This window comes from Psychrobacter sp. (genome assembly GCF_030454045.1).
Lineage (GTDB): Bacteria > Pseudomonadota > Gammaproteobacteria > Pseudomonadales > Moraxellaceae > Psychrobacter.
Window position 1 is genome coordinate 23170 of record NZ_JAKDJE010000001.1, and the last position, 19784, is coordinate 42953.

Annotated in this window: 14 protein-coding genes; 9 read left to right on the forward strand and 5 right to left on the reverse strand. The window is 46.0% G+C overall.

Annotated features, from left to right (window positions below):
* The first annotated feature begins 168 nt into the window (after positions 1-168).
* From L0G63_RS00110 to mutY, 4 genes are all read left to right on the forward strand, one after another.
* On the forward strand, positions 169-3126 hold the full coding sequence (locus tag L0G63_RS00110; protein ID WP_301448828.1) for a DUF2339 domain-containing protein: 2958 nt from the start codon (positions 169-171) through the stop codon (positions 3124-3126).
* Positions 3127-3276: 150 nt separating this feature from the next.
* Positions 3277-4233, forward strand: coding sequence for a ribosome biogenesis GTPase YlqF (ylqF, locus tag L0G63_RS00115; protein WP_301448829.1), 957 nt, complete (start codon positions 3277-3279; stop codon positions 4231-4233).
* A gap of 23 nt (positions 4234-4256) precedes the next feature.
* Positions 4257-5186 (forward strand): GIY-YIG nuclease family protein, encoded by a 930-nt coding sequence (locus tag L0G63_RS00120; protein WP_301448830.1) that lies wholly within the window; start codon positions 4257-4259, stop codon positions 5184-5186.
* A gap of 91 nt (positions 5187-5277) precedes the next feature.
* Positions 5278-6555 (forward strand): A/G-specific adenine glycosylase, encoded by a 1278-nt coding sequence (gene mutY, locus L0G63_RS00125; RefSeq protein WP_301448831.1) that lies wholly within the window; start codon positions 5278-5280, stop codon positions 6553-6555.
* Positions 6556-6666: 111 nt separating this feature from the next.
* Here mutY and L0G63_RS00130 read toward each other — a convergent pair whose 3' ends face one another.
* Positions 6667-7569, reverse strand: a complete 903-nt coding sequence (locus L0G63_RS00130) for an acyl-CoA thioesterase II (RefSeq protein ID WP_301448832.1) — start codon at positions 7567-7569, stop codon at positions 6667-6669.
* Between the two features lie 373 nt (positions 7570-7942).
* Positions 7943-10846 carry an RNA polymerase-associated protein RapA gene (gene rapA / locus L0G63_RS00135; protein WP_301448833.1) on the reverse strand — a complete coding sequence of 968 codons (2904 nt, stop codon included), beginning with the start codon at positions 10844-10846 and terminating at the stop codon, positions 7943-7945.
* Between the two features lie 418 nt (positions 10847-11264).
* On the opposite strand from rapA, the gene L0G63_RS00140 reads away from it, so the two are divergent.
* Complete coding sequence (locus tag L0G63_RS00140) at positions 11265-12230, forward strand: NAD(P)-dependent oxidoreductase (RefSeq protein ID WP_301448834.1); 966 nt, start codon at positions 11265-11267, stop codon at positions 12228-12230.
* 3 nt (positions 12231-12233) lie between these two features.
* On the opposite strand, the gene L0G63_RS00145 is transcribed toward L0G63_RS00140, so the two are convergent.
* Entirely contained in the window at positions 12234-13859 is a 1626-nt protein-coding gene (locus tag L0G63_RS00145) for an NAD(P)/FAD-dependent oxidoreductase (protein ID WP_301448835.1), read from the reverse strand.
* An 80-nt stretch (positions 13860-13939) separates the two neighbouring features.
* Complete coding sequence (locus L0G63_RS00150; RefSeq protein WP_301448836.1) at positions 13940-14653, reverse strand: RluA family pseudouridine synthase; 714 nt, start codon at positions 14651-14653, stop codon at positions 13940-13942.
* A 393-nt stretch (positions 14654-15046) separates the two neighbouring features.
* On the opposite strand from L0G63_RS00150, the gene trxA reads away from it, so the two are divergent.
* The 3 genes from trxA to L0G63_RS00165 all read left to right on the forward strand — a co-directional run bounded on the left by trxA (position 15047) and on the right by L0G63_RS00165 (position 17717).
* Positions 15047-15373, forward strand: coding sequence for a thioredoxin (gene trxA / locus L0G63_RS00155; RefSeq protein ID WP_058023544.1), 327 nt, complete (start codon positions 15047-15049; stop codon positions 15371-15373).
* A gap of 524 nt (positions 15374-15897) precedes the next feature.
* Positions 15898-17166 (forward strand): transcription termination factor Rho, encoded by a 1269-nt coding sequence (gene rho / locus L0G63_RS00160; protein ID WP_058023543.1) that lies wholly within the window; start codon positions 15898-15900, stop codon positions 17164-17166.
* Positions 17167-17489: 323 nt separating this feature from the next.
* Positions 17490-17717, forward strand: a complete 228-nt coding sequence (locus tag L0G63_RS00165) for a glycine zipper 2TM domain-containing protein (RefSeq protein ID WP_058023542.1) — start codon at positions 17490-17492, stop codon at positions 17715-17717.
* Positions 17718-17879: 162 nt separating this feature from the next.
* On the opposite strand, the gene L0G63_RS00170 is transcribed toward L0G63_RS00165, so the two are convergent.
* Positions 17880-18770 (reverse strand): neutral zinc metallopeptidase, encoded by an 891-nt coding sequence (locus L0G63_RS00170; RefSeq protein ID WP_301448837.1) that lies wholly within the window; start codon positions 18768-18770, stop codon positions 17880-17882.
* A 530-nt stretch (positions 18771-19300) separates the two neighbouring features.
* Between L0G63_RS00170 and L0G63_RS00175 the strand changes: the two genes are divergently transcribed.
* Positions 19301-19663, forward strand: coding sequence for a hypothetical protein (locus L0G63_RS00175; protein ID WP_071002831.1), 363 nt, complete (start codon positions 19301-19303; stop codon positions 19661-19663).
* Positions 19664-19784 lie beyond the last annotated feature (121 nt).

The following is a 19784-nucleotide window of genomic DNA, read 5'->3' on the forward strand; positions in this document are numbered from 1 at the left end:
ACTCATAAAGAAGGGCAGCTTAACCATTAAGCTGCCCTTTTATTTTGGGTTTTGTTTTACCAATGACCTTTTGGGTAAGTAATCAGAGCGGTCTTGTACTTCTTAGCAAATCGCGTCATTATCACACTACTATCAGCTGGATTGAGCAACAAAATGTTATACCTATGGATGACCCAGTTAGGTTGGCTGGCTTTTACAGTTTTATTGATTGTAGTAGTCGCTTTATACACCAAAATAAAGCGAGAAATCACGTATTTGCGCCGCGATGTAACAAAACTACAGGCTGAACTTGATCAGCAAGCAAAACGTAGCGTAACATCCTCTGCCACGCAGTTGGTTGATGACGGTGCCCATACACGCAAGAATTTATCTAAAGACACTGATGCCGTTACTGAAACGGATACGATTGCTGGCATTAGGGATAACGCTACCAAAGACCCCATCGTTGACTCAAACCGTCGAATTCCTGTATCGTCGCCACCGCCGCTACCTACTACTGACTCGACACCAACCAATGATATAAAATCAGACGCTTCTGATCAGAAATCCGTAGCCCCTCTTGACCCAATAGCAGCAAAAAACAATGACAAAAACACCCCCATTGAACCAGATGAGCGCTCACTCCCTATCGTGACCTCGCTCATTCATTCAATCAAAAACTGGTTTTTTGGCGGCAATCTTGTCGTACGAGTTGGCGTATTGGTACTGCTGGTGGGTGTGGTACTGCTGCTGCGCTTGCTCAGTGAATATATCGAGATCTCAATTACCACAAAGCTTGTCACCATCGGCGCTGCAGGTTTGGCATTGGCAGCACTGGGATTCAAACTCACCGCAAAACGCTTCTCGTATGGTATTACGCTACAGGGCGCAGGCTTAGCAATTACATATTTGAGCACCTTTTTTGCTTATAGTGTCTATGAAATCATGCCAAGTGTACCGAGCTTTATTGGGCTTGGAATATTATCTGCCATCACTATCGCCCTCGCCGTACGTCAAAACGCTTTTCCGCTCGCGTTGTTAGCGTTATCTGGTGGGTTTTTTGCGCCGATTTTGACCAGTGAGAGTACGGGAAGTTTGACGGCGCTTTTTGGTTATTATCTGCTTCTCAATATCACCATCGCTGTCATCGCCCACTATCGCCCGTGGAAAGTCCTAAATCTGCTTGGGGTCACTGTCACGTTTGGACTGGCCTACTATTGGGGCTTGACCGAAGACTTGCCCGCCATTATTGAGACGCAGCGCTGGCCATTGGTACTGATCACTGCGCTGCACGTGCTGCTGTACTTGTTTGTGGTCATTCGCTATGCGCAGCATGTTATTGACTACAGCACTGCCAGTACTACTAATGATCAAGCGCCCGACAGGCTATCTTTAGCCAACTCATCATCGCAAGCAATTTTCCCGATAGATACCAGCTTACTGTTTTCAGCACCCGTACTGGCCTTTGGGGTGCTGGCCGCCTTGCTTGATGGCGTATCGCATGGATTGACGATTACTGCTTGTATTTTGGCATTGCTGTACTTAGGCACAGGATATGTCTTTGTCAAACAAAGCCCGCGTTATCTACTGGTGACCGAGAGTATGCTGGCGTTGGGTGCTGGGTTTTTGGCGATTATGGTGGCGTTGGCGTTGGACGCTAATTGGATGACCTGTGGCTGGTCGATACAAGCCTTAGCGTTGGTCTGGCTGGGCGAGCGCTCAAAGCGGACTTGGTCCGTCTATTTTGGTCTGGGTCTGCATGTGCTGAGTGTGGCTTGGTTGTGGTTGCTCGATATTCCATCTCAGTTATCTGCAGGTGACACCTCCCTTATGTTAGTGTGGCTGCTGGTAGCATGGTTGCCGCTGGTCAGTGCGTATTTACTACGGCATTTTTCACTGTTTGATGCCATCAGCAAATGGCATCAAACCAAAATTGCCCATTGGCAACGTCGCTGGTTGATATATGCTTTTTCACTATTAGCCACCTGTTGGAGTATTTGGGCGACGTATATCGCCTTTGAGTTGTGGTTAGCAGTGTCAGTAACGACGCTGTTTATATTGGCCGTCATCATACACAGTCTTGGCTTTTGGCTTATCGATAGCAAAACGCCGTGGGCACAAGCACGCCGCATCAACCGTGCGGTATTGCTCGCTCTGTATAGCTTTATGCTTACCTTTACACCCATTATCATTATATTTTCCCATCGGTGGGATAACATTGAATGGCGATACTTTATTATCAGCGCACTTATGGTATTGGGCGTTGCACTACTATGGCTCAAACGCTGGTATCAAGCAGGCGAACAACGGTATGTGGATCCAACCAGTCTACTGATCACCGCGTTGTCTGTGCTGTTTTATACCTTAGCGCTACGGTCAAATGCTGAGCATATCGCGCCGCCGATGCTACTGGTCGCGCTACTATATGTCATCCCTCTCTATCTAACTCACAAGCAAATCAGTACGTACGCATCTGAGCGCAAACAGACGCTGATCGCGCGCGCTCCTGCTTGGCTCAACCTGCCACATGCGCTGATAGGCACTGGCAAAGCATTGCTGCCTATTGCTTTGTTTTGGGTCGTTTTCAGTAATTATTATAGCGACGGCGCGGTCTGGCAGCTGCCATATTTGCCAGTGCTGAGCATCATTGATGTCAGTATGGGGTTGGTAATAGCTGCTTCCTTGCTATTATTACGACTGCTTCAACAAGTGCGTTCGCCCAATACGGTCTTTACCGAGCGTTATCGCCATACGCTGATCATATTGGCCTTGATTGCCTTTTGGTGGCTCTCAAGTATTTTGGTACGCAGCCTACACGCCTTTATCGGTACACCGCTTTGGGACGGCGCTCAGGGCGGCGCTTGGAGTAGCGAACAAGTACAGACAGGACTGACCATCTTGTGGACGCTCTTGGCCTTGGTCGCGACTATTGTCGCCAGCCGCTACTGGCAGCGCGCGCTTTGGTTTATGGGGATTGGTCTACTTGGCATTGTCGTACTCAAGCTGGTCTTGGTCGATTTGTCACAGACCGAGGCAATTTGGCGCGTGATCTCGTTCATTGGTGCCGGCAGCTTAATACTATTGATTGGGTATCTTGCGCCGTTGCCGCCAGCCGACGAAGAGATAGAAAAACCTTCTCAATCGTAACGGCGCATCTGGTCAGGTAAGTAGGTCAGGTGAAATTGTCCCGTGGATACATCGGGTTTGTAGTAAACTGGACACCATGACAACAGACAATGCCAACATAGTGCCATGTCTTTTGCGCGACATTTATGAATAACAAGGTTATAAAAGCAGATGGATAAGAGAGCAAGTATTCAGTGGTTCCCTGGGCATATGAACAAAGCCCGCAACGAAATCAAAGAAATCATGCCGCAGATGGATGTGGTCATCGAGGTCATCGATGCACGTATCCCCTATAGCAGCGAAAACCCAATGGTCGCAGCCCTACGTGGCGAAAAACCTGTGATTAAAATTTTGAATAAAGCCGATCTTGCCGATCCTGAATTGACCCAAATCTGGATGGATCATCTTGAGCAGCAAAGCCAAGTCAAAGCCATCGCCTGCGATACTGACAAAGCCAATGATGTCAAACGCATCATTGCCATCTGCAAACACCTCGTCCCCAATAAAGCAGGCACTGGTCGTCAAATAAAAGCCATGATTATGGGTATTCCAAACGTGGGCAAATCAACGCTGATCAATACGCTGGCTGGACGCGCCGTGGCAAAGACAGGCGATGAGCCAGCGGTGACCAAGTCGCAGCAGCTCATTAAACTCGACGATGACATCATGCTCTATGACACACCCGGTATGCTATGGCCGAAAGTTGAAAATGAAAACTCTGGCTATCGTCTAGCAGCGACGGGCGGCATCCGTGATACCGCTTTTGACTTCGCTGATGTCGCAAGCTATACCGCTGAGTACTTGATGCAAGCCTATCCTGAACTACTAAAAACTCGCTATAAAATTGACGAGCTGCCAAAGACCGATTGGGAGTTTTTTGAAGTGGCAGGTCGTAATCGCGGCTGTGTGCGTTCGGGCAATCAGGTCGACACCTACCGCATGTCTGAGATTCTCATCAACGAGCTACGTAGCGCAAATATCGGGCGTATCACGCTTGAGACCCCAGCAATGATAGAAGCAGAAGAAATCATCGTCGCCGAACAGCGCCTTGCAGCAGAAGAAAAGAAAAAAGCGAAAGAGGAAGAAAAACGCTTACGTCGTCTAAAAACGCGGAAGAATCGTAAGTAGATTTACCAATAATATAAGTTATTATGAATCCATTAACACCCTCAGCAAAAACCATTCAAATCTACCTGCCCACAGGTAACCCTCGTGGGCTGCGTGTCGCTGAAATGACCACACGCACCGTGCGTCTGATTGAAGTGCCGCGCATTCATATTGCAGATTTTTTAAGTATGCCCGACGCCAAGCAAGTAGGCCTATACTTTCTAATTGGTGATACCGATAGCACGGACAAACCTCTACTCTATATTGGGCAAACAGGCGATTTAACCCAGCGCCTGAAAAGTCATCATAATGGTAAAGATTTTTGGACAAGGGTGTTTGTTATGCTCTCTACCAACAACACCATTACCCAGACGCATGCGCTGTATATGGAACATAAAGCCATTCAAATTGCCACAGATGTCGGGCGTTACGATTTGCAAAACGGCAATAATGGCAGCAAGCCGCATACGCCAGCACCGCTGCAAGCAGACTGCGAAGAGCTGTTTCACACATTAGATATTTTACTGTCTACCCTCGGGCAGCCAGTTTTTGAAGCAATCGGTATTGAGACTCCTAATACTAAAGCCTACCAGACACTGATACCAGATACCCGCCAGTCTCCCCAAGACACACCAGCAGTCGTACCTGACAAGCAACCAATGCTGTTTTATTGCAAAGCCAAAGACTGTGATGCTCAAGGCTACTACGATAATGACGGTTTTGTTTTGTTAAAAGGGTCGCTCATCCGTAAAATTCATACACCATCATTTAGTAAATGGGGCATCAATAAAAAACGTGAAATGTTAGCAAACAAAATATTAATCGAGCACGATGACAACACTTACAAAGTGGTCAAAAACCACTTGCTGACAACACCTAGTGGTGCAGGACAAATTGCAACAGGACGTAATGCAAATGGGTGGCTAGTCTGGAAAAACAAAGCTGGCCAGACGCTTAGCGACATTTACCGCTAGTAAATCAACCAGATAATCATCATATAGGATAAACGCTTTGCTTAAGTGTAATCAAAGCTCCCTTTACTTATTGCCAATTTTATAAGAGCCTATGACCCAACCTACCGCCATACCCGATGCTCCCTTTTCTCAACCCACTGACGCATTAAACTCTTTCTCGCCGCGCCTCCTCGATTGGTTTGCCGAAAATGGTCGTCATGATTTGCCGTGGCAACAGCACCAAACCGACACACCGAACCCTTATATCGTTTGGTTATCCGAAGTCATGCTCCAGCAAACGCAAGTCACCACCGTGCTGCCCTACTTTGCGCGGTTTATGGATACCTTTCCAACCGTACAGGATTTGGCCGCAGCAGAATGGGATACCGTAGCAGAGCATTGGGCAGGACTTGGCTATTATGCACGCGCCCGTAATTTACATAAAGGCGCGAAGCAGCTGGTTGCAGTAATCGAGGAGACTGGCGAGTTCCCGCAGACGCTCGCAGGCTGGGAGGCGATTTCTGGCGTTGGGCCATCGACCGCAGGCGCAATTATGGCGATGGGATTACACCGTTATGGCGTCATCTGTGATGGCAATGTCAAACGGGTATTGACGCGTTGGGCAGCCATCGACGGTGATATTACCAAATCTGCTACGACGAAAGAGTTATGGGCATTAGCGGAGCGCTTAACGCCCGCGGATCACTCAGGACTGTTCGCACAAGCCATGATGGATATGGGCGCAACGTTATGTACGCGTAGCAAACCTGCTTGTCTACTCTGTCCAGTTAAAGAAGATTGCTTGGCACATGCTGAGGGGCGCGAGACTGATTATCCTGTCAAAGCGAAAAAACAGCCCAAACCGAGTAAGTTTAGCGATGCATTGCTGATAGAAAATGAAAACGGTGAAATATTGTGGCTACAACGCCCTGATAATGGCATTTGGGGTGGATTATGGAGCTTACCATTACAGTTTGTGGAAAAGGTTGATGGTAAAGCAAATAGCAAGATAACTGGCAAAAATACTGCTAAAAAACCAGTCACGAGCGATGATAAGTCATTAAATGTGGCAAACGATGTACGCAGTAATGAAAAAGTCTATGAGACAGAGTTCACCACGGCTGAGCAAATCATTAATGAATGGCTAATAAAGAATGAACTGGTAACCGAATCAGTTAGCAATACCTTATTATATGACGCCCCTATCAAGCACTCATTGACGCATTTCCACTGGTATTTGACCCCGCGCAAACTCACTGTCGATACTGCGAAAATGCTAGAACTCAACGAGAAACTAGCAGCAGCCGCGATTGATTTTAAATGGCTCACCGAACAAACAGCACAAGACAGTCTAGGATTGCCTCGTGCGATGATTAAAATCTTAGAATAAAAATTAGTGTAAAAAACTGGCATAAAAAAAGCGACTCATTATAAATAGTGAGTCGCTTTTTTATAATGACAAGATGACAGTAGCTAACAATAAATAGCGCTAAGGCTAGGGTTAGGACTTTGGCACACGCAAACGCATCAGGCCTTCTTGCTGCACGGTAGCGACCAGTTTGCCATCTTGCCAAAACTGCCCATGGTTCAGCCCTTTTGCATTGGACGTGGTATCACTCCACATGTCATAGAGCAGCCAATTATTCAAATCAAATTCACGGTGAAAATGCATAGAGTGGTCAATACTAGCAGCTTGCAACCCGCTGGTCATAAAGCTTACGCCATGTGACATGAGCCCCGTGCCAACCAAGTAAAAATCAGACGAAAATGCCAATAGCGCTTGCTGAATAGCAACGGGCTGATTGCCCAGCTCGCGAATACGCAGCCAGTTGGCTTGCTTAGGTTTCATTGGTTCTGGATTGATCGGATTGCGCGGTTTGACGGGCTTTATCTCGACATGACGGCGGCGCATAAACCGTGCTTTGAGCGCATCTGGTACTTTGCCCACGTACTCTTCTTTTAAATCTTGCTCTGTCAATAGATCTTCTGGCGGTGGATAAACAGGCATGTCTTCTTGATACGCAAGGCCATCCTCCATGGGAGAAAACGACGCAATCATCGAAAATATCACTTGCTCAATCGGTGGCTTACCACGCACTTCTTTGTACTGAATAGCCGTCACTTCACGCGCAGATAAACTGCGACCATCACGTAGACGGCGCACTTGATAGATCACTGGTTGATTGATATCACCGCCACGCAAAAAATACCCATGCAACGAGTGACAAGGCTTGTCTTGATCTAATGTATGCGCTGCTGCCATGATCGCTTGGGCCAGTACTTGCCCGCCAAATATACGACTGCCCACATAATCATGGCTCTTACCCTCAAAGACATCGGGGGTAACCTCAATAAGCGCGATTGTAGCCAGCAGCTCATCAATCAGTTGTGAATTATCGGACATGACGGTAGGTTTCCTTATTTTTATCAAACACGCTCAGCATCCAAAAGTAAGCATCTCACAATATAGATGCCATATAGCCGCTGCGCTTGAATTTAAAATAATATGAGATCGCTTGCTAATATATACAAGAGAGACTTTAGAATAAATATACAGCCGTAGCCAATAGGACTACCGATGCATATTTATTTTAGGTAGAAAAGGTGAACATCTTAACCAATATTGTTGGCTTTGACTAGCTACTGTCAGCTTACTCGTAAGTATTGCTTAACGATTTGCGATAAAAAATCGCATCTACTTTACTCGTCCAAGCGATCTCATTCATAAAAAAACGAGATGCTTACTAACATCTCGTTTCTACCAACTTTCTCAATGCTTACGGCTTCACCGCCACCAGTACGCGTATAGAGTCTGGCACTAGCGATAAGTTGCCAAGTGCTTGCTCACCTTGGGCTTTGAGCTGCTCTAAGCGTTCAACCTCTTCGGGGCGTACATTTGGATTGATGGTCTGCAAGTGCTTGAGACGTTTGATCTCACGTGACCACTGCTGACTAAAGCGTGCACTTGCTTGTTCACCAATCTCCGCGATTTGCTCACGTGCGATGTCTTCAGCCTCGTAATACCGCTGCTCTATCACATCACCGCGCACTTTAATCACTTGACGAGCACGGTTTTTATCCAAGCGTTCGACATGCGGCATGATCATGTCGGCACTGATTCGAGCGGACAAATCACTGCCCTGCTCACTGATGAATACACGGATATTTTGCGTGGTCAAGGTCGCTGGCAGATTGAGCACTTTTGGCGCGATGGCTTCGACACGGAAGTTTACTTCTAGCAGTACCATCCCTTGCGGCACAGCGGCGCTTTTTAGCATAGCCACTGTCGTATTACCAAAAGTGCTGGTACTGGCAAGCTCATAAATAGCGCGCATCAATGGATGCTCATGCGTAATAAAGTCGATATCTTCACGCTGAAGCGCTTGCTCACGCTCAAAAGTCAACGTCATACCGTCTTCATCACCAAGCGGCAAGCCATCGATATAGTCGCTGATCTCAGTACTATCGATCGGTGCAATGACCCACGAGCCATCACGCTGGATATTATGATCGATATTGGCAGAGGCAAAGAAGCGCTCAATGAAGTGCGGCAATAAATTATTGCCATCAAAGTCACGCATGGCATCCGCAATACGTCCAGCGACACGCGGACGACACGAGTTGTACTCTAGCAGACGATCACGGCCCGCTTGTAGCTGCGCCTCTAGGCCCAAACGCGTCTGTAGCGCCTCATCAATGATGTCTTGTAAGATGGCATTGTTATCCGCAGTATTCGCGCCTTCAAGTACAGGCTTGAGCTCTTGGATATACTGCTCTTGAACGCTTTGTGCCGTTGGTGATATTTGGTTAAACATATTCAGCGCATCGTTATACCAATGGTACAGACGCTCTTGCGCCGTGCCCTGTACGTAAGGCACATGCAGCATGATCTGCTGTGTCTGACCGATACGATCTAGACGTCCAATACGCTGCTCCAAAGTATCTGGATTGGCCGGTAAATCCCAGAGTATCAGCTGGCTTGCAAACTGGAAGTTACGACCTTCAGAGCCAATCTCTGAGCACAATAATATTTGTGCGCCTTCACTATCTGCGAAAAATGCTGCCGCTTGGTCACGCTCAAGCAGGGTCATCTGCTCAGTAAATATAGCGGTTTTGATGCCGGCATGCAGACGCAATACAGCCTCTAAGCTCTCTACCGTCGCGCCACTGCGAGCGATTAGTAGTACTTTTTGTTGCTTAAGCTCACCGCGTAAGATATCAACCAACCAAGAGACGCGTGGATCATCTTCTAGCCAACCACCATCAGGTTGGTTTTCTTCACCCCATAGCTGCTCACGCAATTTGCCATTGGTTTGATAACTGTCTTTCCACGCGTCAGGGAGTGGCAGTGGATGCGGCTGACTGCTACGACCATAGAACCCTTTGACACTCTCGCGCGTGTTGCGGAACAAAATACGACCAGTGCCGTGACGATCTAATAGCTCGTTGAGCGCATAGGTACGCAGTTTGTCGTCTTCATTGATCGTGGACAGCTCATCCATACTGATGTCTAATAAATTGCTCAGAGCAGCGATTTGACCGTTATTGAGCGGTTTGTCTTCTATTAATACGCCAGCGACTGCTGCCGTCTCCGCAAACGCTTCTTGACCATCGATGAACTCATCTAGATCATCGAAGCGATCTGGATCAAGCAGACGCAAACGGGCAAAGTGACTTTGCGCGCCAAGCTGCTCTGGCGTTGCTGTCAGTAGCATCACGCCTGGCGTCTCTTCTGCAAAGTCTGCCACCAGATCATATTTATCATTGCCGCCTTGCGCTTCATCCCAATGCAGATGATGCGCCTCGTCCACAACCAATAGATCAAATCCTGCATCCATCGCTTGATCATACAAGTCTGGATGGTCAATCAATAAATCCATACCGGCGATGATACATTGCTCAGTGGTAAAGACGTTTTGCTCAGGATCATGTTCTTTAATCGCAGCCGTACGTACCAAGTCAAATAGCGCAAAGTTTAGATTAAAGCGACGACGTAGCTCAATCATCCATTGATACTGCAAGCTATCTGGCACCAAAATCAAAACGCGCTCAGCTTTACCCGTTAGCAGCTGCTGATGGATAATCATGCCCGCTTCGATGGTTTTACCAAGGCCCACTTCATCAGCCAATAGTACACGCGGCGCGATACGCTTACCGACTTCGTGTGCGATGTACAACTGATGCTCGATGATATCAACACGTGCGCCCATCAACCCTTTGAGTGGATGACCTGCTAGCGCTGATTGCATACGCAAGATATCTTGGCGCAGCTCATACCAATCGCCGCGCTCGATACGGCCAGCGAGCAGACGCTCAAGCGGCTTGGCTAGCGTGATATTGGCAGCAAGGCGGGTTTCCATTATTCCTTTAGAAGCAGTGCCGCCCTCGTGCTCATCGACGCCATATTTGAGCACACCCATGACTTCATCGACAGCATTGACCGTATAGCTTTTGCCATCTTGGTCATAGATAGTATCGCCGACCTTAAACACCACGCGCGATAGTGGCGCAGAGTTTTTTGCGTAGACGCGTGTCTCTTCACTTTGTGGAAATAAAATATGCACACATCGATCATCGACGTCGATCACCACACCTAAGCCAAGCTCAGACTCCGTATCAGATAAATAACGTTGGCCAACGGCGAATTCAGTACTGTGCAATGAAGCAATAGAGATAGTCATAAGGCGATGTCTTTTGTACTCAGATAATTAAAAATTAGATAGCAATGGTGGCTTGTGATAGTAACCAAATTAACAATGATGCAAATCATCAATAGATGCAAACGCGATGCCATAATGTTAGTGAAACCAATAGCCAAGCCTTACCATTATATAACGTTAGCGGCTAGATGAGTGCGTTAAGTTCAATTTTCAAGAGGCGGTTTTTGTTACCCATGACCTTATAAGGTCTTTGGGCCCAATCATGCTCAGTAAATCCGCTCATGATATAAATCGCTTTGTTTTTAAACGCTTATCACTACTTAGCCAATATTTAATGGATTCGTTTTTGACTAAAAACCCCAACGTGCTACATTAAGCCGATAACGATTCATTTGACAACTATTTCTATCTATAGGACAACCATAAACAAGGAATAACGATGCAAGCCGTTTTTTTAGATAAAGGCACTTTTTCTGATGGCATTGACTTGCCCGCACCAGCAGGCGTGAGCGATTACATCACTTATAACGACACGCCAAAAGACACCGACGTCATCCTTGAGCGCTGTAAAGATGCCGATATCATCATCACCAATAAGGTCCAAATTAGCGCGGAAGTAATCGCAGGTCTACCCAAGCTAAAATTGATTCAACTGACTGCCACTGGCATGAACAATGTCGATCATGAGGCTTGCGATAAGCATGACGTAGCACTTTATAATGTGGCAGGTTATGCGGTCAAAAGTGTGCCTGAGCATACCTTTATGCTCATGCTGACTGCGATGCGTGCGGGTATTCATTACCATCAAAAAGTCGCTGATGACACCTGGCTAGCAAACGGGAATTTTTGCCTGCTAGATATTCCTCTGATAGATTTGGAAGACAAGACGCTAGGCATCATTGGTATTGGCACCATTGGCAAGCGCGTGACCGAAATCGCGCGTGCATTTGGTATGACAGTTCTATGGGCTGAGCATCAAGGACGCACGCCTCGCAGCGATGAGTACACGGCATTTGATGAGGTATTAGCTCGTGCAGATGTCCTCAGTTTGCATTGCCCATTAAATGAGCAAACCGAGTATCTTATTAATAAAGATACCTTGGCAAAGATGAGCAAGCAGCCGCTCATCGTCAATGTCGCTCGTGGCGGTGTCGTTGATAGCCAAGCATTGACCGATGCGATTAACAACGAGCAAATCATCGGTTATGCCAGTGACGTGTTCGAACAAGAACCCATCGCTGACAATGACCCACTGCTCAGTCTCAGCGACCATCCGCGCGTCATTTTTAGTCCGCACAACGCCTGGGGCAGCAAAAGTGCCCAAGAGACCTTGTGGCAGATATTAAGCAAACAAGTTGCTGACTTTATCGATAATCAGCATCAAGAGCAGTCATCGGTCAATTAAAACCTAACGACTGAACCGCAACCAGTCGTCTTTTATTTTGCGGTATTTGAGCATCACACGGTCGCTAAGATAGTTGTTGGTCACGTACCACGGGTAGCGATCGCCTTGCTTCGGCAGTCTGTCTTGGGCACGTCTGACATATCCAGACGATAGCGAGCCCATCACCGTATCTGCTTGGGTGTAGGCGGTGGCATTTGCCGTCTGTGCCTGTGGCAGCGCGACTTGGTAGCGGTTTTTGTGCATATAACTCAACAGCCGCACCACATATTGACAAGCCAGATCAATCTTTAGCGTCCATGAGGCATTGGTATAGCCAAATAAGGCCGCCATGTTAGGCACGCCTTCGATCATGACTGCCTTATACGTCATGCGCGTGCCGATATCAATAGCCTGCCCGTCGATATATACCGCTGCTCCGCCTAGCATTTGCAGCTTCAATCCGGTTGCTGTGACGATGATATTAGCCTCAAGATGCTCGCCTGATTGCAGCATAATACCGGTTTCGGTGAAGTGGTCGATCTGATCGGTGACCACTGCTGCACGCTCACCGTGCAAAGACTTAAATAAGTCACTGTCTGGCACAGCGCATACGCGTTGATCCCACGGATTGTAGTCGGGCATAAAGTGCTCGACATCAACGCCGCTACCTTTTAACTCTTTTGTCACGCCGCCTTTTAGCACAGCTTTCATCAGCTTGGGCGCGTGAGTGGCTAATTTATACAGCCCCTGCTGCCGCAGCACGTTGCGCGCTCGCAGTACCGTATAGGCCTGCTCTTTTGATAAAGGTGAAAACTTGCCTGATAGCCAGCCGATAGCATGATCATCGCCCGGTACGCTTGCCACATAAGTGGGTGTCCGCTGTAGCATCGTGACATGACGCGCACACTGCTCGCTGTCTTCATCTACCAATGCCGGCAATAGCGTCATTGCAGTGGCACCGCTGCCAATAATGACCACTTTTTTGTCGTTATAGTCTAAATCATCCCAATGCTGCGGATGGACAATACGACCGCGGAAATCTTCTTCTCCCTCAAAATGAGGTCGATAGCCTTGCTCATAGTCGTAGTAGCCCGTAGCACCGACCACGAACTTTGCCGTCTTAACGAACACTTCTCCGCTGGTATGGTTTTTTATGGTTGCTGTCCATAACTGATCCATACTCGACCATGATATTTGCTGAACTTCATGCTCATAGCGAATATGCTCAGTAATACCAAACTCGCGCGCCGTATCAGCGATATAACGCTTGATATCGCCACCTGCTGCCAGCATTCTATAATCTAGCCACGGTCTAAAATTATAGCCAAAGGTTAAGGCATCAGAGTCCGAGCGGATACCAGGATAGGTAAATAAATCCCAAGTACCGCCCAAATCAGCACGCTTTTCTAATATGGCAAAGCGCTGCGAGCCTCTTTTGTTGTTAACTGATTTGTTCTGCCTTTGTTTTTTTGCACCTTTATGACCAAATAGATTTTTGTGCGCTACTTGCTGTAAACGGCACGCCATACCGATACCCGCAATGCCCGCACCAATAATCAGCACTTCATAATCGGCCAGCTTATCCCTTTGCGACTGTCTACGTGTGAGGCGACTTTTAATCGCCTGTTTGGTAGTAGTGATATCAAGCATATTCTCATCCTTGTATTTGCATGACTGGCGTAGCGACTCTATTGAAAACGCATTGGTCTCACATATAGGCAGCTAATGCATCAAAACGGACAAGGACTTTCCCAGTCTATCCAAGCACCCAATACCGGATGCTTTAAACGCAATTGCTGCGCATGTAGATTTAGCCTTGGCGCAATGTTGAGTGCCGCGCCTTCAGCATAGATCGGATCACCAATCATCACATGACCTGCATGCACCATATGCACGCGTAGCTGATGGCTGCGACCCGTAACGGGTTTAAGCATCACTCGAGTGACGGTCTGACCGTTGCATTCTTCATGCGCTATGACCTCATACAGTGTTAGTGCATGCTTTGACCAGTCGTGATCGACGATATGACGCGGTTTGGTCGTCGGCTCATAGCGTACTGGCACGGATATTTTACCCGTTGCGCCGACCTGCTCCCACGCGCCAAAAACTCGTGCTTGGTATTTTTTCTGCGGTAAGCGTTCAATAAACTGTTTACTGATATTGGTTTGGGCGGCGGCATTTTTTGCAAAAATAATTAGCCCTGACGTGTCCATGTCCAGTCGATGAATCAGTTTTACCGCTGGATTGGCACGCTCAAGCCGAGCAAGCAGGCTTACCTTGAGAGTCTTGCCATCGACGCTTAACAGCCCTGCCGGTTTATCTACTACCCAAATATCATCATCTTCGTACACCGTAATCTTTTGCGCAAAATCCTTGAAAAACTCAAGTGGATAGGCATTTTCTTGCGCGTTGAGAGCGTCGACTTCTTCATCAGTAAATGGCATAAACTTAACTACTTATATAAATTAAACGTAATATGGGGCTTTGGCGGCTGTCATTTTGGCACAGTAGCGTTCTGTTTATTGAGAGTAAAAGTGGGATGATTCAATGTAAAAACAGACGGCTAAAAGTGCTCAAAAAGTATGTTTTAGCAAAGCAATGAACACACGTAACAGAGAAAACCCAACCTGTGTCATTCTGTTTCAATTTATTGTGCTAATCGTAATTGTTGAACAATTTAACCAGCCTGTCTCTGTCAAGCCTGAACAAACATGTTAATATAATGGCACATTTTCACCACTTCTAAACGATTCTTTGACCACTGACCCACTTATTATTAGATAAATATGACAGCTGGTGTGTGGTGACAGAATAAATAAAACAAGAGAGATAAAATTATGTCAGACCTTATTGTTAACACCACCGACACCAACTTTGACCAAGACGTTCTAGAGTCAGATCTTCCTGTATTGGTAGATTTTTGGGCAACTTGGTGCGGCCCTTGTAAAGCCATTGCCCCTATTTTAGAAGATTTAGCGACTGAGTACCAAGGCAAAGTTAAGATCGTTAAAGTTGACGTAGATAACAACCCACAAGCAGCGAGCCGTTTTGGTATCCGCAACATCCCAACTTTATTTGTCTTCAAAGACGGCGAAAAAGTAGATTCAGTAATGGGTCTACAGCCAAAAGCTGAATTGGCCAAAGTATTGGACAAGCATTTATAAGCTGAATGTTCTCATTTCAAAGTTTTTTGAATCAATGAGCTAAAGCGCTAAAGAAAGCCATTATCTGATAACGATAATGGCTTTTTTGCATATTTTTTGTGCAAAAAACTTGATTATACGAATTTTTTGGCAAAATTTATTGACAACGCTATTGTGAAGACCGTATAGTCTGCTGACAAGAGAAAACTATCTGTTTTCCTAGTATCTTGTCGCTATTCTCCTCGTGTTTATCAACAAAAACACAATCGTCATTATAAACACCATTGCTAAACGAAATGACTAAACGCAATGACTGATATTGAGTTTTTGACGCAGACTCTTATGTAGCCTTTTTTATTCCTAATTCTTATGACCTTGCATCCAGCGATAGCAATGCGTCTATAAGCAGACATGCAATACCAGCACTACATAAACCATTGCGCTGTACAAATACCTTCTATCATCATATTACTGTCGTTTTCTCACTGTCGTGACTTGTGCTGCTAATGGCATCTCTCATCTGATCAATTGCTAATGACCTATCTATGAATCTAACTGAATTAAAGAAAAAATCAATCTCTGAGCTGTTGGCTATTGCCAAGGAAATGGGTCTTGATAACATGGCGCGTAGCCGTAAACAAGACATTATCTTTGCTATCTTAAAAACCCATGCCCGCAACGGTGAAGCCATCTATGGTGACGGTGTGCTTGAGGTTCTCCCTGATGGTTTTGGCTTTTTACGCTCATCAGAAGGCTCTTATCTAGCAGGTCCTGATGACATCTATGTCAGCCCTAGTCAAATTCGCCGCTTCAGCTTAAAAACGGGCGACAGTATCGCTGGTACGATTCGCCCACCAAAAGATTCTGAGCGTTATTTTGCGCTACTAAAAGTTGGTGAAATCAACTTTGATACGCCAGATCGCTCACGTCATAAGCTGATTTTTGAGAACCTAACACCCCTATTCCCTACTGAGCAGCTAAAGCTTGAGCTTGGTAATGGTACTACTGAAGATCTGACAGGGCGTATCATTGATTTGATCGCACCAATTGGTAAAGGTCAGCGCTCTATTATTGTCGCACCGCCAAAAGCGGGTAAAACGATGTTATTGCAATCTATTGCCCAGTCCATCACTCGCAATAATCCTGAATGCTACTTAATCGTCCTGTTGATTGATGAGCGTCCAGAGGAAGTCACCGAGATGGAGCGTACCGTGCGCGGTGAAGTCGTTGCCTCTACCTTTGATGAGCCACCTCAGCGTCACGTACAAGTGGCTGAGATGGTCATCGAAAAAGCCAAACGTCTGGTCGAGCATAAGCAAGATGTGGTGATTTTATTAGACTCAATCACTCGTCTGGCACGTGCCTATAACACCGTTATACCATCATCAGGCAAAGTATTGACCGGTGGTTTGGATGCCAATGCGCTTGAGCGTCCAAAGCGTTTCTTTGGTGCTGCGCGTAATGTTGAAGAAGGTGGCAGTTTGACGATTATTGCCAGTGCGCTGATTGATACTGGTAGTAAGATGGACAGCGTGATCTTTGAGGAATTCAAAGGAACGGGCAACCAAGAAATCACCCTTGAGCGCGACTTGGCCGAAAAACGTGTCTTCCCTGCAATCAATATCAAAAAATCAGGCACACGCCGCGAAGAGCGCTTGTTGGACGAAGATAAACTACGTAAAGTCTGGATTTTACGTAAACTGCTGCAGCCGATGGATGGCGTCCAAGCCACTGAATTCTTGTTAGATCGTCTCAAAGAAGCGAAAACCAATGACGAGTTCTTTGAGCAAATGAAACGCAAATCACAGAACTAATTTACGCATATTTTTTCCAAGCATGCCATTGTTTGCTTGATATAAAGACTGCCGATCGGTGGTCTTTTTTTATGACTGACGATCAAACTATTCACCGTTTTATATTTTGAATAATAAATTGACTGTCAGGTAGATCGCTATCTTGATGATACAGTGCGGCAACATCAATTACATGTCGTTTGCAAAGTTTAGCGTTTTTACTACGACTAACTGTCTACTAACCCACTATTATGACAGACAGTAGAAATACATTTGGAAATATCATGGACATTGTTTTTTTAAAGGTATTATATTTCAAACTTGACGAATAAATAGGTGATAATATGAAATTTGCTAAGACGATCGCAATGACAGCAATTACTAGCTCAGCACTAATCATGACTGGTTGTAATTCATATGGTGGTATGAGCAATACCGCTAAAGGCGCAACAGCAGGTGCCGCAGCTGGCGCACTTATCAGAAGTAAAGGCGACAGCAAAGACATCGCTCGTGGTGCATTGGCTGGTGCAGCTATTGGCGGCGCTGGTGGTTATGTGCTTGATAACAACTAAAAACTTCTACACTGAAATCTCTTCATTATTAAATTGAGTGATATCAACCAGAAGATAATAAAAAAGCCTGCAATTGATTGCAGGCTTTTTTATGTCAAATTTTTGCGTGGTTATTGTTGTACTGATAACCCATAGGCGGAGTTGCAAAAAATAATCTTACTTTTAAAGCGCACCACTAAAGGTATCGCAAGATTGTACATTACCGCTCTCTAAGCCCCGAGTGAACCACTCAACACGCTGTTGACTGGTACCATGCGTAAAGTTATCAGGCGCAACCACTCTACCACTCGCCTGTGCCAATCGATCATCGCCGATCTGACCGGCAGCATTAATAGCCTCATCAATATCGCCCGCTTCTAAAAACTGTACACGCTCTTGGTTACGCTGCGCCCAAACGCCAGCAAAGCAATCTGCCTGCAGCTCTTGTAACACTGATAACTTATTGGACTGTGCTTGGGTCACTTGCCGACGGGCTTCATTGACCTGCTGGCTAATACCCAGCAGCGTCTGAACATGATGACCCACCTCATGTGCGATAACATAAGCCTGCGCGAAATCACCCGCTTTACCTTGGTTTTCTTGAGTCCCAGAGCCTTGCTGATCCCCTGCGATACCCAGATTTTGACGCATCTCCACAAAAAATGATGTGTCTAAATAGACCGTTTGATCGCCTGGACAATAAAAAGGCCCTGTCGCCGCGCTGGCACTACCGCACGCCGAATTTACTTGACCATTGAACAGAATTAGCGAGGGCTCTTTATAAGTACTACCCGCTTCATTAAATATCTGATGCCAGACCTCTTCAGTATCCGCCAGCACGACTTTGACAAACCGAGTATCGCGATCATCGTCGGTTGCAGGTTCGCTAGAGGTCGAGTTGCTCCCGCCACCTGCTACTACTTGACCTGTTTGCAGCGCTGTCATAGGATTTACCCCAAATACCAACCATAAAATACCTGCGATGATAATACCGCCGATACTGCCCCCTATCATTTTGCCGCCGCCCGTACTAGAGCGAACATTAGAACTGCCTCGTCTGCCTTGCCATTTCATAGTTTATTCCTCAAATATACGAGATATAGTCACTCGTATTGTTCATTATTTATGTTGTACAGTATGCCGCTCAATACGTTGATTGGATTTTCGGTTTGCTCACTCACAAACAACTTTTCTTAATATAAATAGCGCTAATTATCATGGCCTACTTGTTCCATATTAATGGCGTACTTGTACCTCATTAGACGAGACAATCGGCTCTAATTTTACTTAACCAAACACCATGAATACGTTAAATTACAGCCAAAAGTAGGACTGCATATTGTGCCGTAACAGCCTGATGTTATTGATTATACGTGGATTAATCAGATTTGTTGTATTAAAAATACTATCGAACAGATGAAGTAAAATATTATTTTAAATATTATTGTTACTTAATTGTACAACCCTATTTCTATTTTCATAGAAAACATATAGAATGCGTGAAAGCTGAGTAGCTGTAACTAAGACTAGTTGGATTCTGAGTAAACTTGGAATTCATCCTTTGTTGCTGCTACTGCTCATTTCATTTTTCCGGAGAAAACCTTATGAAACTTAAATTACTTGCTCTAGCTGGTATCATGACTGCAACTATGGGCCTAACTGCCTGTGACAGCAACAAAGAAAACGCTGCTGAAGATCTATCTGACGCGCAAGAAGAAGTGCAAGACGCACAAGAAGAGCTAGCTGAAGGCGCTGCTGACGGTGAAGCTATCCCTGCTGATGCTGACGCTGCTGTTGCTGACGCTGAAGCTGACATCGCTGACGCTCAAGTGGCAACTGCTACTGACGAAATGGACGCTGAAGTTCCTGTAGACGGTACTACTACTAGCGTTGACGTAGCTAGCGAAACTGATACTGCTGCTGTTGATGCTTCTGACGAAGTTGTTGTTGAAGAGCCAGCTCAGTAATTTATTGTTCATACAATAAATAAACGGTAATAAAAAAAAGAGAGCATAGGCTCTCTTTTTTTATGCCTGCAATTTATGACAGCTAGTTACCTATAACCATACTTGGTATTTATTGGCTATA

Coding starts and splice junctions, on each gene's coding strand:
- L0G63_RS00130 (WP_301448832.1), bottom strand. CDS start 7,569: ATGTCCGATAATTCACAACTGATTGATGAGCTGCTGGCTACAATCGCG.
- L0G63_RS00110 (WP_301448828.1), top strand. CDS start 169: ATGACCCAGTTAGGTTGGCTGGCTTTTACAGTTTTATTGATTGTAGTA.
- rapA (WP_301448833.1), bottom strand. CDS start 10,846: ATGACTATCTCTATTGCTTCATTGCACAGTACTGAATTCGCCGTTGGC.
- L0G63_RS00170 (WP_301448837.1), bottom strand. CDS start 18,770: ATGAAATGGCAAGGCAGACGAGGCAGTTCTAATGTTCGCTCTAGTACG.
- mutY (WP_301448831.1), top strand. CDS start 5,278: ATGACCCAACCTACCGCCATACCCGATGCTCCCTTTTCTCAACCCACT.
- rho (WP_058023543.1), top strand. CDS start 15,898: ATGAATCTAACTGAATTAAAGAAAAAATCAATCTCTGAGCTGTTGGCT.
- ylqF (WP_301448829.1), top strand. CDS start 3,277: ATGGATAAGAGAGCAAGTATTCAGTGGTTCCCTGGGCATATGAACAAA.
- L0G63_RS00140 (WP_301448834.1), top strand. CDS start 11,265: ATGCAAGCCGTTTTTTTAGATAAAGGCACTTTTTCTGATGGCATTGAC.
- L0G63_RS00120 (WP_301448830.1), top strand. CDS start 4,257: ATGAATCCATTAACACCCTCAGCAAAAACCATTCAAATCTACCTGCCC.
- L0G63_RS00165 (WP_058023542.1), top strand. CDS start 17,490: ATGAAATTTGCTAAGACGATCGCAATGACAGCAATTACTAGCTCAGCA.
- trxA (WP_058023544.1), top strand. CDS start 15,047: ATGTCAGACCTTATTGTTAACACCACCGACACCAACTTTGACCAAGAC.
- L0G63_RS00175 (WP_071002831.1), top strand. CDS start 19,301: ATGAAACTTAAATTACTTGCTCTAGCTGGTATCATGACTGCAACTATG.
- L0G63_RS00150 (WP_301448836.1), bottom strand. CDS start 14,653: ATGCCATTTACTGATGAAGAAGTCGACGCTCTCAACGCGCAAGAAAAT.
- L0G63_RS00145 (WP_301448835.1), bottom strand. CDS start 13,859: ATGCTTGATATCACTACTACCAAACAGGCGATTAAAAGTCGCCTCACA.